This is a genomic window from Nocardioides sp. LHD-245 (assembly GCF_030929495.1).
In the GTDB taxonomy this organism is placed as follows: domain Bacteria; phylum Actinomycetota; class Actinomycetes; order Propionibacteriales; family Nocardioidaceae; genus Nocardioides.
In genome coordinates this window covers 20240-36259 of sequence record NZ_JAVFWN010000015.1, presented here as the reverse complement: position 1 = coordinate 36259, position 16020 = coordinate 20240, and the positions used below count along the sequence as shown (strand labels likewise).

The 16020-nt window shown below is 71.8% G+C and carries 18 protein-coding genes; 11 read left to right on the top strand and 7 right to left on the bottom strand.

Annotated features, from left to right (window positions below; translation table 11 throughout):
* The first annotated feature begins 15 nt into the window (after positions 1–15).
* Together RB608_RS21130 and RB608_RS21125 are read left to right on the top strand one after the other, a co-directional pair.
* Positions 16–762 (top strand): FCD domain-containing protein, encoded by a 747-nt coding sequence (locus RB608_RS21130; RefSeq protein WP_257422587.1) that lies wholly within the window; start codon positions 16–18, stop codon positions 760–762.
* The gene (locus RB608_RS21125; RefSeq protein ID WP_308090035.1) at positions 759–1478 is read left to right on the top strand and encodes a cache domain-containing protein; all 720 of its coding nucleotides are present in this window, start codon (positions 759–761) and stop codon (positions 1476–1478) included. The genes RB608_RS21130 and RB608_RS21125 overlap by 4 nt, the downstream gene beginning before the upstream one ends.
* Positions 1479–1493: 15 nt before the next feature.
* On the opposite strand, the gene RB608_RS21120 is transcribed toward RB608_RS21125, so the two are convergent.
* Entirely contained in the window at positions 1494–2111 is a 618-nt protein-coding gene (locus RB608_RS21120) for a dihydrofolate reductase family protein (RefSeq protein ID WP_308090034.1), read from the bottom strand.
* 71 nt (positions 2112–2182) lie between these two features.
* On the opposite strand from RB608_RS21120, the gene leuE reads away from it, so the two are divergent.
* From leuE to RB608_RS21105, 3 genes are all read left to right on the top strand, one after another.
* Positions 2183–2857, top strand: coding sequence for a leucine efflux protein LeuE (gene leuE / locus RB608_RS21115; protein WP_308090033.1), 675 nt, complete (start codon positions 2183–2185; stop codon positions 2855–2857).
* Between the two features lie 89 nt (positions 2858–2946).
* Positions 2947–3738 carry a hypothetical protein gene (locus RB608_RS21110; protein WP_308090032.1) on the top strand — a complete coding sequence of 264 codons (792 nt, stop codon included), beginning with the start codon at positions 2947–2949 and terminating at the stop codon, positions 3736–3738.
* 19 nt (positions 3739–3757) lie between these two features.
* Complete coding sequence (locus RB608_RS21105) at positions 3758–3934, top strand: hypothetical protein (RefSeq protein WP_308090031.1); 177 nt, start codon at positions 3758–3760, stop codon at positions 3932–3934.
* A 162-nt stretch (positions 3935–4096) separates the two neighbouring features.
* Here the strand turns inward: RB608_RS21105 and RB608_RS21100 are convergent, their stop codons facing one another.
* The 4 genes from RB608_RS21100 to RB608_RS21085 form a co-directional block, all read right to left on the bottom strand.
* Positions 4097–5143 (bottom strand): histidinol-phosphate transaminase, encoded by a 1047-nt coding sequence (locus RB608_RS21100; protein ID WP_308090030.1) that lies wholly within the window; start codon positions 5141–5143, stop codon positions 4097–4099.
* On the bottom strand, positions 5140–6156 hold the full coding sequence (locus RB608_RS21095; RefSeq protein ID WP_308090029.1) for a glycoside hydrolase family 88 protein: 1017 nt from the start codon (positions 6154–6156) through the stop codon (positions 5140–5142). Before RB608_RS21095 ends, RB608_RS21100 begins: the two co-directional genes overlap by 4 nt.
* Positions 6153–7571, bottom strand: coding sequence for a cytosine permease (locus tag RB608_RS21090; protein WP_308090028.1), 1419 nt, complete (start codon positions 7569–7571; stop codon positions 6153–6155). The genes RB608_RS21095 and RB608_RS21090 overlap by 4 nt, the downstream gene beginning before the upstream one ends.
* Positions 7572–7702: 131 nt before the next feature.
* Positions 7703–8497, bottom strand: a complete 795-nt coding sequence (locus tag RB608_RS21085) for an IclR family transcriptional regulator (RefSeq protein WP_308090027.1) — start codon at positions 8495–8497, stop codon at positions 7703–7705.
* 117 nt (positions 8498–8614) lie between these two features.
* Here RB608_RS21085 and RB608_RS21080 point away from each other — a divergent pair, with 117 nt between their 5' ends.
* From RB608_RS21080 to RB608_RS21070, 3 genes are read left to right on the top strand one after another with little or no spacing between them, the layout of a single operon-like run.
* Positions 8615–9223, top strand: coding sequence for a carboxymuconolactone decarboxylase family protein (locus tag RB608_RS21080; RefSeq protein ID WP_308090026.1), 609 nt, complete (start codon positions 8615–8617; stop codon positions 9221–9223).
* A complete protein-coding gene (locus RB608_RS21075; RefSeq protein ID WP_308090025.1) occupies positions 9220–10095 on the top strand; it encodes an RNA polymerase sigma-70 factor in 876 nt (291 codons plus the stop codon). Before RB608_RS21080 ends, RB608_RS21075 begins: the two co-directional genes overlap by 4 nt.
* A 41-nt stretch (positions 10096–10136) precedes the next feature.
* Entirely contained in the window at positions 10137–11096 is a 960-nt protein-coding gene (locus tag RB608_RS21070; protein WP_308090024.1) for an alpha/beta fold hydrolase, read from the top strand.
* A 32-nt stretch (positions 11097–11128) separates the two neighbouring features.
* Here the strand turns inward: RB608_RS21070 and RB608_RS21065 are convergent, their stop codons facing one another.
* Positions 11129–11743: a TetR/AcrR family transcriptional regulator gene (locus tag RB608_RS21065; protein WP_308090023.1), complete on the bottom strand. Its 615-nt coding sequence runs from the start codon at positions 11741–11743 to the stop codon at positions 11129–11131.
* A gap of 147 nt (positions 11744–11890) precedes the next feature.
* On the opposite strand from RB608_RS21065, the gene RB608_RS21060 reads away from it, so the two are divergent.
* Genes RB608_RS21060 through RB608_RS21050 form a run of 3 tightly spaced genes read left to right on the top strand, consistent with a single transcriptional unit; the run spans position 11891 to position 15415 of the window.
* Positions 11891–12694, top strand: coding sequence for an SDR family oxidoreductase (locus RB608_RS21060; protein WP_308090022.1), 804 nt, complete (start codon positions 11891–11893; stop codon positions 12692–12694).
* Positions 12695–12699: 5 nt separating this feature from the next.
* On the top strand, positions 12700–13833 hold the full coding sequence (locus RB608_RS21055; RefSeq protein WP_308090021.1) for a DUF5938 domain-containing protein: 1134 nt from the start codon (positions 12700–12702) through the stop codon (positions 13831–13833).
* Between the two features lie 10 nt (positions 13834–13843).
* Positions 13844–15415: a long-chain fatty acid--CoA ligase gene (locus RB608_RS21050; protein ID WP_308090020.1), complete on the top strand. Its 1572-nt coding sequence runs from the start codon at positions 13844–13846 to the stop codon at positions 15413–15415.
* Here the strand turns inward: RB608_RS21050 and RB608_RS21045 are convergent.
* A complete protein-coding gene (locus RB608_RS21045; protein WP_308090019.1) occupies positions 15381–16019 on the bottom strand; it encodes a CoA transferase subunit B in 639 nt (212 codons plus the stop codon). The two genes, RB608_RS21050 and RB608_RS21045, sit on opposite strands and share 35 nt — an antisense overlap.
* Position 16020: the final 1 nt, after the last annotated feature.

Here is a 16020-nt window from a genome sequence, read left to right as displayed (position 1 = left end):
GGAGGAGGAGAGACGGTGGCCGTGCCGTTCTACGGACGCGCATCCGCGGCGGTGTTCTCGCCGCTCGAGTCGCTGAGCCGTTCGGAGCTCGTCGTACGACGCCTCACGGACGCGATCGCGCTCGGCCTCCTGCCCGACGCCGAACAGCTGCCCGGCGAGCTCGACCTCGCCGGGATCTTCGGCGTCTCCACCGTCACCGTGCGCGAGGCGCTGTCCGTGCTGCGCTCCGAGGGGCTGATCGAGACCCGCCGCGGGCGCGGCGGCGGCAGCTTCGTGCGCACGCCCGAGAACGGCGTCAGCCACCTGGCCCGGCGCCGCCTCGACGGGTTCAGCCTGGGCGAGCTGCGCGACCTCGGCGACGTCTACGCCGCCATCTGCGGCGCCAGCGCGGCCCTCGCCGCCCGGCGGTCCAGCCCCGACGACGTCGACCGACTGCAGCGGGTCGCCGACGCGCTCGAGCACGCCGAGAAGCCCGACGCTCGCCGCCGGGCCGACGCCCAGTTCCACATCGAGGTGGCCGCGGCCGCCCAGTCCCCCCGGCTCTACCACGAGGAGGTCGGCCTCCAGGCCGAGTTCGGGACCCTGCTGTGGCTCGCCTTCGGCGACGACGACAGCCACGCCCAGATGGTCCGCAGCTGCCGGGCCGTCGTCGCCGCGATCGCCGACCGCGATCCCCATGCCGCCCGTGAAGCGGCCGAGCAGCGGGTGGCCGACTCCACCGCCCGTCTCATCGACTACCAGCTCAGCGAGGTCCACCGATGAACTCGAAGAACAGGCTCCGGCTCTCCCCCACCGACATCGCTCCCGTGCACGCCGCCGTGACCGAGCTCGCCGACCACGCCTTCGGCCTGGCCGACCGGATCGCCGAGTCCGTGGCCCGCGCCCTCGCCGGGCGCACGACCCCGCGCCGCGCCGACCTCGCACCGGTCGAGCCGCTCGTCCTCCCCGTCCTCGGCGACGGCCGGCAGCCCGTGCAGGGGGCCGGCTTCGTCGCCGCGCCCGAGATCCTGCAGGACGCCGAGTGGTGGCTGGAGTGGTTCGCGCGCGACCCCGACGGCCGCCCCCAGCGCCTGGTCACCCACTCCGAGCCGCAGGCCATCGGGTTCTACGACTACGAGCACCTGCCGTGGTTCGTCGTACCGCGCGACACCGGGCACCGTCATGTCACTGGGCCCTACGTCGACTACCTGTGCACCGAGGAGTACACCCTCACCTTCACCGTGCCCGTCGTCGTCGGCGACCGGTTCTGCGGCGTCGGCGGCGCCGACATCGCGGTCAAGAACGCCGAGCAGGCGCTGCTTCCGGCGCTGCGCGCCGCCGGGCCCCGGATCGGGGTGGTCAACGACTTCGGCCGGATCCTGTCCAGCAACAGCGGCCGCCACCTGTGCGGCGACCTGCTCGAGGGCGTCTCGTTCGACACCCTGCCACCGGAGCAGCGGGTCGGCGACCTCCCCCTCGCCGTGGTCGCCCTCGACTGACCCGCGAGATCACACCTAGGCCCGCCGGTAGGTCAGGTGGGTGACGTGCGGCGTCTGCCGGGTCGCGACCGGCACCAGCCCCAGCGGACCGACGCCGTCGAACATCCGGGAGCCGGCGGCCAGCCCGGCGACGTACGGCGTGACGTGGAGCCGCAGCTCGTCGAGCACGCCCGCCGCGAGGCAGGCGTTGATCGTGGACGCGCCACCGGCGATCGCGACATGGCGCTCGCCGGCTGCCTCGCGGGCCCGGGAGAGTGCGGCGTCGAGGCCGTCGGTGACGAAGTGGAACGTCGTGCCGCCCTCCATCGGCAGCGCCGGACGCTCGTGATGGGTGAGCACGAAGACCGGCGCGTGGTACGGCGGGTCCTCGCCCCACCAGCCGCGCCAGGTGAGATCCGGCGCACCGCGGCCCGGGTCGAACATGTTGCGGCCCATGACGAACGCGCCGGCGTCGACGATCGCCGCCACCTCGGCCGCGTTGTCGTCGCCGTGCTCGAACATCCAGGCGTGCAGCCGGCTCTCGTCCAGCGACCCGAACGGGTGCTCCAGCGACTGGTCGGCCGCCGCTCCGAAGCCGTCGAGGGTGATGGCGATGTCCGCGGTCACGATGCCCATGCCGGTGCTGACCGGCACGCCGGCGCGGACTCATCGCAGGGGCCGAAAGGAATCGCGACGGCGGGACGGCGCGTGGGAGAATCCGGTCCGTGCTGGGCATCACCGACCTGTCGACGTACCTCGTCGGTCTCGTGCTGATCATCCTGCTGCCCGGCCCCAACTCGCTGTACGTCCTCTCCGTCGCGGCCCGGCGCGGGGCCCGGGACGCCTACGCCGCCGCAGCGGGCGTCTGGACGGGCGACGCGGCGCTCATGACGCTGTCCGCGGCCGGCGTCGCCTCGCTGCTCAAGACCAACGACGTCGCGTTCGGGATCGTGAAGTTCGCGGGCGCGACCTATCTCGGCTGGCTGGCCTTCACCATGCTGCGGGCCGCGTTCGCGATGTGGCGCTCGCGGCGCACCGTCGCGGAGGTGGCCGCCGACGCGGCCGACGCGGCCACCCCGGCGGGAGCGACCGGCCGGGGCGAACGGCCCTACCGCCGGGCGCTGGTGGTCAGCCTGCTCAACCCGAAGGCGATCTTGTTCTTCGTCGCCTTCTTCGTGCAGTTCGTCGACCCGGCCTACGCCCACCCGGCGGTGTCCTTCCTCGTGCTCGGCACCTTCGCGCAGCTCGCCAGCGTGGCCTACCTGAGCGCGCTGATCTTCTTCGGGACCCGTCTCGCGGCGGCGTTCCGGCGCCGCAAGGCCCTCTCCGCGGGGGCGACCTCGGCGGTCGGCGCGGTCTTCCTCGGGTTCGCGGTCAAGCTCTCGCTCTCGCAGGCCTAGGGTCGCGTCGTCGTACCCGGCGAACGGGTCGTCGGATCGGCGATTTCACGACCCGTTCGCCGGGTACGACGGCCACTATGCTCGGGCCCGTGATGATGCGACCGGTCGAGCTCGAGGGCGTCCGCGACGGCACCGTCGACCTCGCCTTCCGCCGCTGGGACCGTCCCCGGGTGAAGGTCGGCAGCCGGCTGCGCACCGCGGTCGGCGTGGTCGAGGTGACCAGCGTCGAGGAGGTCGGGCTGTCCGCGCTGCGCGCCGACGACGCCCGCCGGGCGGGCGCCGCATCCCTGGCCGCGCTCAAGAAGGCCCTGTCGGCGCGGGCGGACCGTCCGGTGTTCCGGGTCGGCCTGCGCTACGGCGGCGCCGACCCCCGCGAGGCGCTGCGCGCCGCCGTCCCCGACGCCGCGGAGATCCCGGGCATCCTCGCCGGGCTCGACCGACTGGACGCAGCCTCCGCGGTCGGCGCGTGGACCCGCGCCACGCTGCGCATCATCGACCGCAACCCGGAGGTCCGGGCGCCCGACCTGGCAGCCGAGCTGGGCCGCGAGACGCTCGACTTCAAGAAGGACGTGCGCAAGCTCAAGGAGCGCGGGCTGACCGAGTCGCTGGCGATCGGGTACCGGCTCTCCCCGCGCGGCGAGGCCGTCCTCGACCACGAGGACGGGCCGCGCGAGCGGGCCCCCCGGCGGACCGGGACGCCGCTGCCGCGCACCATCGGCGCCCCCGCGACCCGCGCGCTGCGGGCGGTCGACGTGCACACGCTCGAGACCGTCAGCGGCTGGCGGCGCGCCGACCTCGCCGCTCTGCACGGCGTCGGGCCGATCGCGCTCGACCGGCTGGAGCAGGCGATGGCGGAGCTCGGCCTGGGCTACGCGACCTGACCGGCACCGCGTCGCCGCGGTGGTGGCCACGATCGCCCTCGGTCTCGCCGCCTGTGGGGACGACGAGCCCGCCGGACGGCCCTCGGCGGGCGAGACGGACGACGTACCGGGCGACGAGCTGCCGGGGATGATGTCGGCCGCGCGGATGGCCGTGCTCGAGGAACCGGCCGACACCGACTTCCCGGTCTCTGGCTGACGATGATGATCGAGCACCACGAGGGCGCGATCACGCTCGCCGAGACCCAGCGGTAGGACGGCAGGTTCGCCGAAGCGGTGGCCCTCGCGGACACGATCGCCGAGGTCCACGCCGCCGAGGTCGCCGCCCTGGAGGAGCTGCTCGAGCGGCAGTGAGGTGATCTCAGGCGGCTGCGGCGCAGTACCGCGCCAACGCGTGTCCCAGCAACTCCAGCCCACCGGCGCCGGGAACGGTGATCCGCACGGCCCCGGGGATGCCGAGGCTGCGGCCGGGACGTACGGCGACGCCGACCTCGGCGGCGCAGGCGACGAACAGCGCCTCGTCCACACCCGGGACGAGAACGAAGTTGGCCTGCGACGGGACGGCGTTCATGCCCTGTGCGGCGAGCAGGCGGTTCAGCCGGGCGCGGTTCTCGACCACCTCCGCCCGAGCCCAGCGGTAGTGCTCGGTGGACCGGATCGCCGCGAGCGCCGCGGCCTGGGCGAGAGAGTTGACGGAGAACGGCGCGCGGATCGCGCGCAGCACGTCGAGCACCTCCGGCGGGCCCACCAGATAGCCCACCCGCGCCCCGGCGAGAGCGTAGAGCTTGGACAGCGTACGCAGCACCAGCACCTCACCGGCCGCCGCGAGCGGCAGCGCGGAGTCGACATCCGCGAAGTCGATGTACGCCTCGTCCACGACCACCAGGTCGGCGCGGCTGGACCGCGCGAACGTGCGGATGTCGTTCAGCTCCCGCGCCGTCCCGGTCGGGTTGTGCGGGTTGATGACATAGGCGACATTCGCCTCGACCCGGGCCATCGCCACCAGGTCGTGGCGCCAGTCGACGAGCGGCACCTGGGTGACCTCCGCTCCCGCGGCGCGGGCGGCGAGGACGTCGAGCTGGTACGCCGGATCGGCGCAGACGATCGATCCGCCCCCCGCGGCGAACGCCCAAGTGAGCAGAAAGATCAGCTCGTCCGAGCCGTTGCCCACCAGGACCTGCTCGGGTTCGACGCCATGGACGCGGGCGATCTCCTGCCGCAGCTCGTCGGCCAGCGGGTCGGGATAGCGGTTGAGGTGCGCCACGACGGCCAGGACATCCTCGGCGACCGTCGGCGGCACGGTGTAGGACGCCTCGTTGGACGCGAGTAGGCCCTCCTCGCGAGCCGTGTGGCTCCCGGGCTGGTAGGTCCGGAGGTCGCGCAGCCACGGTCGCGGCTCGACCCTCACCCGGCCGCTCCCCTCGCGTCGCGCATCACCGCAAGTGCTCGCAGTACGGCGCCCTGGGCCCAGGGTGAGGGTTCACAGGCGAAGTTCCGGTACCCGTCGATAGCGAAGGCCGGCAGGATGTCGGCACTCGCGCCGGTGACGATCCCGTCCGGGCCGACGGCGGCGACCACAGCGGCCTCGGCGGCGGCGAGCACGGACGCCGGCGGCGTGGAGATGGAGGCGACCCGCGGGTGGCGGGCGGCGGCGACGTAGAACGCGGCGGTCGAGGTCTCCGACGGGGCGAGTTCGTCGTCGAGCACGGCCGCCCAGTTGCCGTCCGGCTCCTGGGTGCCGGCCAGCCGATCGAGCATCGTGGCCGTGAGGTCCTCTAGCTGGGCGCGATGCCGGGTGGCCGCCGGGGAGCCGTCGAGCTCGGCGAGCAGGTCGACCAGCCCGAGTACGGCCCAGCCGACTCCACGCGACCAGGCGATCTGGTTGTTGCGCTCGATGGTGTCGTCGTACCACTGCCCCCAACCTGTCGGGCACGTGAGCACCTCGACCCCGCGCAGTGCGATGTCGACACCCGCCGCCACCCGGTCCTGGTCGCCTCGCCAGACGCCGAGAGCCGCGTAGGCCGAAGGCAGGTGGTAGAGCGCGTCGACGCAGAAGCCGAACCGGAACGCGATCCGCTGGGGCTCCAGGGACGGCAGACCGCAGGCGAGGACCGGAACCCGGTCCAAGCTTGCGAAGAAGCGGTCGGCGGCATGCGCGTCGAGTTCGCCGGTGCGGGCGAGTGTCACGGCGGCGAGGCCGGGGGCCAGCACGTCGTCGTAGTCGTCGGGCGCCGTGCGGGCCCACACGTCGAGTTGACCGACCACGGCCTCGCGGGCGGTCCCGGCGACGTCGGGCTGGGCCGCCAGCAGGCCGTCGATGGCGATGGCGTCCCCCCAGTACCAGGAGAAGTGGCGCCATCGGAGGCTCCTGGTGACGACCCGCTCGTGGACGGCGGCGAGATGGGCTGCGGACCAGGTCATGCGGAGATCTCCTGTCGATCGGCGACGGCAGTGGGCGGGCGCGTCCGCAGCGCCCATGGGAGGTAGACGACGGTCGTGACGACGAGTCCGACGATCCACGAGATGTCGGTGCCGTCGAGCGCCTCGGCGGCAGGGCCGGTATAGAGGGTCTGGGCCAGGAACGGGATCTGGGCGACCACGCCGATGGCGTACGACGTGAGCGCAGGTCCGTTCCAGCGACGGTAGCGGCCGTCTGGGTCGTAGAGCGCCGGGATGTCGAAGCGCTCCTTGGAGACCAGGTAATAGTCTGCCAGGTTGATCGCGCTCCAGGGCGTGAACACCATCAGGATCAGCAGTACGAAGTTCTTGAAATTGCTGAGGAAGTCGGGGCTGGCCGCCAGCGCGACCACCACGGCAGCCGTCATCAGCGCGGTGATCACCGCGATCCGGACCCGTCGGCTGACCTCCCCGGTGCCGGTGAACGCGCTGACGATCGTCAGGCCGCACATGAAGCCGCCGTAGGCGTTGAGCGTGTTCGCGGTGAGTTTGCCCAGCATGATCACGCCGTAGATCACGCCCGCGATTGCCGTGGGGCCCGCCAGGTCGCCGAGGTAGCGGACCTGGTTGGCCAGGAACTCGCCACCGGCGACGGCGGCGATGAGCACGCCGAGAGTCATCGCGACCTGCGCCCCGAGCACACTGCCCAGGAAGGTGGCACCGAAGACGGCACGGCGCGGGGTGGTCGACGGCAGATAGCGAGAGTAGTCGGCGACGTACGGACCGAAGGTCAGCTGCCAGCCCGCGCTGAGCGAGACGGCAAGCAGGAATGTGGTGATGTCGAAGGCGTGAGAGTCGAACACCCCGCCCAGGTCATGCGTGGAGAGCAGGCGGACGAACAGGTAGACGAAGCCCACCCCACCGACGACGGTGGAGATGCGCCCGACGACGTGGATCAGCCGGTAGCCCATGATCGCGACCACCGCGGTGAGCGCGCCGAAGATCACGATCCCGGGGTTCGGGGAGTCGAGGCCGAGCATCAGACTGGTCGCCTGACCGGCGAGGACGGTGCCGGTCGCCGCGAACCCGACGTACATCAAGATGACCAGGACGAGCGGCAACACGGCGCCGTAGACGCCAAACTGGGCGCGGCTCGAGATCATCTGGGGCAACCCGAGGCCGGGGCCCTGCGCCGAGTGCAGTGCCATCACGATCCCGCCGAGCACGTTGCCGAGCAGCAGCCCGATGATCGCCCAGAGCGCGTCCGCGCCGAACACGACGGCGAGGGCGCCGTCCACGAGGGCCGTGATCTGGATGTTGGTCCCGAACCACAGCGTGAACTGGCTCCGCGCCGAGCCATGTCTCTCCTCCTCCGGGATGTGATCGATCGCGCGACGCTCGATCCCCAGCATTCCCTGCGCGTCTATTGCCTGCGCCATGGCGACTCCTTGTCTACGACCGGGCACGGCATTGCCCGCGCCTGGGCCGGTGGGCCACCTGCAGGCCCCTCTGCTCACCATCTGACCGCCGATCCCACCCTGGGCGCATCGGGCGAATCAGAACCTCGGTCCTATATGTGAGACCCAACATGTCGGCGGCCGTGGATGCGCGCGGTGACCGCGGCGGCGGCCTTCTGCACCCGGATGGCCAGGTCGGGCCAGCTCTCCGGGTCGTGGCACGCCGTCTCGAAGCTGATCCCCGCGGCAGCGACCGGCCGACCGTCGCGGTCGTGGATGGCCGACGCGATGCAGGTGATGCCAGCGCTCGTAAAGTCGCTCTCGACGCTGTAGCCGCGGGCCCGGTCGGTCCGCAACACGGCACGGAGCTGCGACAGGCTGGCGATCGCGTGGTCGGTGCGCCGGACGAAGGCATCGTCCGACGGATAGAGCGCACGGACCTGGTGCGCGGGCAGACTCGAGAGCATCGCCCGACCGACCGCGGTCAGGTGGGCCGGCAGGCGCACACCCACCTCGGTGATGAGGTGGTGCGCGTGCGTGTCAGGCACGTGCTTGACGATGTAGAGCGCCTCGTTGCCGTGCAGCGTAGCCAGGTGCGACGTGACCTTCAGCCGCCGAGCCATCAGGTCGAGCACCGGACCGCCCAGGCGCTGCAGTGGGTCGGAGCGGAGGTAGGCCGACCCGATCTCGAATGCGCTGACGCCCAGTCCCCAGCGCCGTTCCTCGGGGAAGTAGACGACGAACCCGGCCTCCGCCATGTCTCTCAGCATCGGGTAGAGCGTCTGCTTGGGGATGTCACACTCCGCCACGAGCGCCGCCGCGGGGACCGGCTCGGCCTTCGTCGCCAAGAACATCAGAACCCGGAGTACCCGGGCGGTCGACCTTCGCTGGGTCGCGATAGCAGCCACCCCGGTGATGCTAGGGCCGGAGTCCTCGCCCGTGCGCGCCCCAGCGCTCGGCAGGGTGTCACATCCGGCCCGCGGCCGGTGTCTTCATGCCGAACCCACCCGAACCAGGAGGACGACATGACCACCACCCCCCACGCCGCCCGCATCCCGGCGGCGCCGATCACCGGGCTCTACGGCGCCCTGGTCAAGAAGTTCGCCGGCCGGATGTTCGGCCGCGTGCCCGAGTCCCTCGGCGTGATGTGGCACCACCTGCCGGCCCTCAAGGCGAGCATGGCCTACGGCCAGAAGCTGCAGAAGTGGGATGCCTGCGACGAGACCCTGAAGACCTACGCGCACATGGCGGTGGCGTCGCTCGTCGGCTGCTCGTGGTGCCTGGACTTCAACTACTTCGCGGCCAAGGACAAGGGCCTCGACCTCGACAAGGCGCGCGAGGTCCCGCGCTGGCGCGACTCGGAGGTGTTCTCCGACCTCGAGCGCCAGGTGCTGGAGTACGCCGAGGCGGCGACCCACACGCCGCCGACGGTCACCGACGAGATGGTCGCGCCGCTGCTCGCCGCGCTCGGCCCGGCGGGCCTGCTCGAGCTGACCAGCGTGATCGGCTTCGCCAACCTGACCACCCGCGGCAACACGGCGCTCGGGATCGAGTCCGAGGGCTTCGCCGCGGCCTGCGGCATGAAGCCGCTGGCACAGCCCGGTCCCTCGGCCGCCGTAGGCTCGTCGGCATGAGCGGAGCCGACCCCTTCGTCGCCCACCGCAACCTGCTCTTCACCGTCGCCTACGAGATGCTCGGCTCGGCGGCCGACGCGGAGGACGTCGTCCAGGAGACGTGGCTGCGGTGGGCCGGGGTCGACACCGCCGAGGTGCGCGACCCCCGCGCGTACCTCGTCCGCATCGTCACCCGGCAGGCCCTCAACCGGCTGCGCAGCCTGGCCCGGCGCCGAGAGGACTACGTCGGCGAGTGGCTGCCCGAGCCGCTGCTGACCGCGCCCGACGTCGCCGAGGACGTCGAGCTCGCCGAGAGCGTCTCGATGGCGATGCTGACCGTGCTGGAGACCCTCGGTCCCACCGAGCGCGCGGTGTTCGTGCTGCGCGCGGTTTTCGACGTGCCGTACGACGAGATCGCGGCGGCCGTCGACAAGACACCGGCCGCGGTGCGCCAGATCGCGACCAGAGCCCGCAACCACGTGGCCGCCCGACGCCCGCGGGCCGACGTGGACCGGTCCGAGCAGCAGGTCGTGGTCGAGCGCTTCCTCTTGGCGGTGCGGGGCGGTGACCTCCAGGGACTCCTCGACGCGCTCGCCCCCGACGTCGTGCTGCTGGCCGACCACGGCGGTGTCGCCCAGGCGATCCGCAAGCCGCTGCACGGCGCCGAGCCGGTCGCGCGGCTGCTGGCGAACTTCGCGGTCTTCGCGCCGGACGGCGTCGTCGAGCCGATCTGGATCAACGGCAGCCTGGGCGCGCGGATCGACGCCCGCGGCGAGCTCACCGCCGTGAGCCTGGAGATCGAGGACGGCCGGATCAACCGCATCCTGGTCATGCGGAACCCGGCCAAGCTGACCGCCCTCGGCGAGGAGGCGGGGCTCAGCCGGGACCGCTGACACCCTGGTGCGACACGACGTCGCATGTAAAGATCCGGCCCATGCACCGGACCTACGCCGACCAGCCGCACTGGCGCGCCATCCAGGCCTTCCTGCCCCCCGAGTTCCGGATCGGCCCCGGCCAGGAGCCGGCCGAGGAGTGGTGGGAGCACGAGGGCCACTCGATCCACCTCGACACCTACCGGGATCCGGCGGCGCCGGTGAAGGTGATCCTGCTCCACGGCGTCGGAACCAACGGCCGCCAGATGACGACCATCCTCGGCAGGCCCCTGGCCGAGCGCGGCTACGAGACGATCGCCGCGGACATGCCGGCCTACGGACTCACCGAGGTCGCGCCCGGCGCGCTCGTGACCTACGACGACTGGGTGCGGATCGCGGCCGACCTGGTCGACGTCGAGCTGGCCCGCGACGACCGGCCGATCGTGCTCTACGGGCTGTCGGCCGGAGGCATGCAGGCCTACCACGTGGCCGCGGTCAACCGCCGGGTCCGCGGGGTCGTCGGTATGACCTTCCTCGACCAGCGCAGTCGACAGGTGGCCACGGAGACCGCGGTGACGCGTCTGGCCGGGAGGCTCGGCACCCCGGTCGTCGTGGCCGCGGGCGGCTCGCCCCTGCGCCGGCTTCGGGTGCCGATGCGGCTGGTCAGCAAGATGCATGCCCTGGTCAACGACAAGGCGGCGGCACGTGCCTGCTACCGGGACCCGACGTCGGCCGGCAACCGGGTGACCCTGGCGTTCCTGCGGTCCTACCTGCGCTACGCGCCTGCGGTCGAGCCTGCGGACTTCGACGTCTGCCCCGTGCTGCTGACCCAGCCCGCCGCCGACCGCTGGACGCCGCTGCACCTCAGCCGCCCGTTCCTCGACGAGCTCGGTCGAGTGCCGGTCAGCACGGTGCTGCTGGAGAACGCCGGCCACTACCCGCTCGAGCAGCCCGGACTGGACCAGCTGGTCAACGCCGTCGACACCTTCTGCGCCGGCGTCACCGCCCCGCCCGGCGACTGACCGGGCAGGCAATCCGGCGACCCGCCGGCGGGTCAGGGCGCCAGCAGCACCGGCATCAGCTCGACGACCTGCGCGCGCAGGTCGTCGAGCACGCCCTCGCGCCTGCACAGGTGGCCGAGCAGCGCCTGCTGGAAGAGCCCGTCGAGCAGGCCGTAGGCGACGTGCGGCGTCATCGCGGGCTCCTTGCCGGCGAGCCCGGCGTAGGTGCTGATCACCCGCCAGATCATGTCCTCCAGCGTCTGGTCGATCTGCAGCACCGCCTCGCGCAGGCTCTCCTCGAACATGCTCTGGGAGCGCAGGTCGTACCAGAGCCGGTGCATCGGGGCCTCGTCGACGATCGTCTCGACGAGCTTGTCGGCGAAGGCCTCGACCAGGCCGACGGGTGTCGACGCCTCGGCGACCACGCCGTCGTACCGGTGCACGCAGGTGGCCTTGTACTGCCGCACGCAGTAGACGATCAGGTCGAGCTTGTCCTGGAAGTAGTAGTGGACGACGCCGTGCGAGAACTCCGAGTTGTTCGCGATCTCGCGCAGGCTAGCGCGGGCGTAGCCGAGCTCCCCGAGGGTCCGCAGGGCGGAGTCGGCCAGTGCGCGGCGGCGCTCGTCGTGCTTGTCGGCAGGCGTACGACGAGCCGTGGCAGTCGTCATGGGGACCGAGGCTACCGGGTCGAGGTGCTCTTCGGTGCCGAGTGGCAAGGAAAATCTTGACGGTTGTCCAGAGAACTCTTGACAGTCGTCAAGGACAGCGGGTTGTGTGGCGCACATCACCCACCGACCGGCGAAGGAGCCGCATCCATGACCTCCCCCGAAACCACCACGGCCGAGCTGGCCGGACGCACGGCACTGGTGACCGGCGGCGCCCAGGGGCTGGGCCGGAAGTTCGCCGAGTTCCTCACCGCCGCCGGTGCGCACGTCGTGGTCGCCGACCTGCAGGACGAGAAAGGGAAGGCCGTCGCCGAGGCGATCGGCGGCAGCTACGTCCACCTCGACGTCACTGACGACGCCTCCTGGGAGGCCGCGGTCGCGCAGGCCGTCAGCGAGGCCGGCGGGCTCGACATCGTGGTCAACAACGCGGGCATCGAGATCGCCGGGCTGTTCCTCGACCTCGACCCCGACGTCGTCCGCCGGATCCTCGACGTCAACGTCGTCGGCACCTCACTCGGCATCAAGCACGCCTTCCGGACCATGGGCCCGAACGGCCCCGCGGGCAAGGGCGGCGTCGTCATCAACATCGCCTCGGTCGCGGCGAACATCGCATTCCCGGCGATCTCCGCCTACTCCGCCTCCAAGTCCGCGGTCGACCGGCTCACCCGGATCGCGGCGATGGAGAGCGGCAAGCTCGGCCTCGGCGTGCGGGTCAACTGCGTCTACCCCGGCCTGATCCCCAACGAGATGGGGGCCGGCCTGGCCGACGAGATGACCACCCTGGGCCTGTTCCCCTCTGCGGAGGAGGCGGTCGCCGGCGTCGTCGGCCTGACCCCGTCGGGCCGGCTCGCCACCGAGGAGGAGATCGCGGACGCCGTGGTCTTCCTGGCCTCCGACCGAGCCAGGTTCGTCAACGGCGCCGGCCTCCCGGTCGACGGCGGAATGGGGATGTGAGCACCATGACCACCACCACCAAGCCCGTCGTCGTCTACGGCGCCTCCGGCTACACCGGCCGGCTGATCTGCGAGTACCTGCGCGAGTTCGGCGTCCCGTTCGTCGCCGCCGGCCGCTCCGCCGACAAGCTCAAGGCCTCGATGGAGGCCAACGTCCCCGGCATCGAGACCGCCGACTACGACATCGTCGAGGTCGAGCACTCGGTCGAGGCGCTCACCGAGCTCTTCGGCGGCGCCTCCGTCGTGTGCAACACGGTCGGCCCGTTCAGCAAGTACGGCCCCGAGGTGGTCGAGGCCTGCCTCGCCGCCGGCACCCACTACCTCGACACCACCGGCGAGCAGGACTGGCTGATCACCTGCGACGACCGGTGGGGCGCCGACTTCGCGGCCGCCGGCCTGCTGCTCTCCCCCGGCATCGCGCAGATGTACACCACCGGCGAGATCGCGGCCGAGCTGTGCCTCGAGCGGCCGGGCCTGGACACCCTCGACATCGCGGTCTTCTGGGGAGGCTCCCCCACGATCGCGTCGACCCAGACGATCCTCGTCAACGCCGCGACGTCGAGGGCCCACTACCTCCAGCAGAACCAGTACGTCGAGTTCGACCCCACCCAGGGCCTGGTCCCGCTCGTCGTCCCCGGCCAGCACGAGCTCGCCCTCTCGCTGCCGTGGGGCGGCACGTCTCACCCGGTCTGGTACCGCAAGGACCCGCGGGTGGCCAACTGCAAGGCGCAGGGCGGCGTCTTCAACGCGGCCCTGATGCACGGGGTCCCGCAGATCGTCGCGGGCGCACTCGAGGCGACCAAGGACATGACCGACGCCGAGCGAGACGAGGCGCTCACCGCCACGGCGGCGCAGGTGATGAACCAGATGCCGCCGCGGGAGAACCCGCGCCTCAACAAGTCCCTCGACTCGGTGCACGCCTCCGGCCCGCTCGGCCGGGCGCACTGCGTGATCCACGGCAACCAGAACTACAAGCAGACCGGGCTGCTGCAGGCCTTCGCGGCGTACTCACTGCTGCAGCAGCCGCCGCTGCGCGTGGGCTTCGCGTCGGGATGCAAGGCGTTCGGCCACCGCGAGCTGCTGGGCCAGCTGCGCGCGTTCGGCCTCGTCGCCGAACCCGTGCTGACGGTCGAGGGCTGAGGTCGGCGCCGTGCGGCTGGTCGACTACCTGGACAAGGGCGCGTCGCTGGGGGCCGACGCGCCCTGCCTGGTCTGCGACGGGCGGACGTGGTCCTACGACGAGGTGGGAGGCCTCGCCGACCGGATCGCGTCCGCCCTCGCGGGGCGGGGTGTGGCCCCGGGGGACAAGGTGGCGATCCTCGCGTCCAACGACCCGGTGGCCTTCACCTGCGTGTTCGGGATCAGCCGCGCCGGCGCCGTCTGGTGCCCGGTCAACCCGCGCAACGAGGCGGCCGAGAACCGCGACCTGCTCGACCTGTTCGCGTGCACCACGCTGATCTTCCAGTCGTCGTACGCCGGGCTGGTCGACCAGATCCGCGGCGACCTGCCCGCCCTGACGACGCTGGTATGTCTCGACGGCGACCTCGACGGGGCGCTGGGCTGGGAGGAGTTCCTGGCCTTCGGCACGGAGCCGGTCGACCGCCCGGCCGACGACGACCTCGCCATGATCGTCGGCACCGGCGGCACCACCGGCCGGCCCAAGGGCGTGCTGCTGACCGGTGCCAATCTCGAGACGATGACCGCGATCACGCTGATGAGCTACCCGTGGCCGGAGCGACCCGCTCGGCCGGCGTACCTCGCGCTGGCGCCGCTGACCCACGCGGCCGGCGTGCTCTGCTTCCCCGTGCTGGCGTCGGGCGGGTCGATCGTGATCATGCGGACGCCCGACATCGGCGGCTTCCTCTCGGCGGTCGCCGAGCACGGGGTGACGCACACCTTCCTGCCGCCGACGCTGATCTACATGGTGCTCGACCACCCCGCGCTGGAGACGACGGATCTCTCGTCCCTGCAGTGCTTCTGGTACGGCGCCGCGCCGATGTCGGCGCGCCGGCTGGAGGAGGCGCTCACCCGGATCGGTCCGGTCATGGCCCAGCTGTTCGGCCAGACCGAGGCGCCGATGATGATCTCCACGATGGCGCCGCACGACCACTTCCGCCCCGACGGGACGATCGCCGCCGAGCGGCTGTCATCGGCGGGGCGACCCGCACCGCTGGTCACGGTCGCCATCATGGACGCCGACGGCACGCGGCTGCCTCCTGGCGAGCGCGGGGAGATCGTGGTCCGCAGCTCGCTGGTGATGCGGGGCTACTTCAAGGACCCGGACGCGACCGCGGAGGCCTCGGCGTACGGCTGGCACCACACGGGCGACGTCGGCTACCTCAGCGACGACCCGGGCGACGAGGGCTTCCTGCACATCGTCGACCGGGCCAAGGACATGGTGATCACTGGCGGCTTCAACGTCTACTCGACCGAGGTCGAGCAGGCGTTGATGGCACACCCCGCTGTCGCCGACTGCGCCGTGGTCGGCCTGCCGGACGAGAAGTGGGGCGAGCGGCTGACCGCCGTCCTCCAGCTGCGGCCGGGTCAGACGGCCACGCCGGAGGACGTCCAGGCCTTCGTCAAGGAGCGGATCGGCAGCGTCAAGACGCCCAAGCAGGTCGAGGTCTGGGAGGACCTGCCCCGCTCGAAGGTCGGCAAGGTGCTCAAGACCGAGATCAAGGACGTGCTCAGGCAGCAGGATCCCGCAGCGGCGCACCCGTGAGCTCGCGGACCTTGTCGGCGTCGGTGCCCGGGGCGACGTCGACGAGGACCAGGCCCTCGTCGATCACGTCCAGCACGGCGAGGTCGGTGATGATCCGGTCGACCACGCCGGCGCCGGTCAGCGGCAGGGTGCACTGCTCGACGATCTTGGGGGTGCCGTCCTTGGCGACGTGGTCGGTGATGACGACGACGCGGCGGGTGCCGGCGACCAGGTCCATCGCGCCGCCCATGCCCTTGACCAGCTTGCCGGGGACCGTCCAGTTGGCGAGGTCGCCGTTGGCGGCGACCTGCAGCGCGCCGAGGATCGCGATGTCGACGTGACCGCCGCGGATCATCGCGAAGCTGGTGGCGGAGTCGAAGAAGGACGCGCCCGGCGCGGTCGTCACCGTCTGCTTGCCGGCGTTGATGAGGTCGGCGTCCTCGTCGCCCTCGTAGGGGAACGGGCCCATGCCCAGCAGGCCGTTCTCGCTCTGCAGCATCACGTTGACGCCCGGCGGCAGGTGGTCGGCGACGAGCGTGGGGATGCCGATGCCGAGGTTGACGTAGTCACCGTCGTTGAGCTCGCGGGCGGCGATGGCCGCCATCTTCTCACGGGTCCAGGGCATG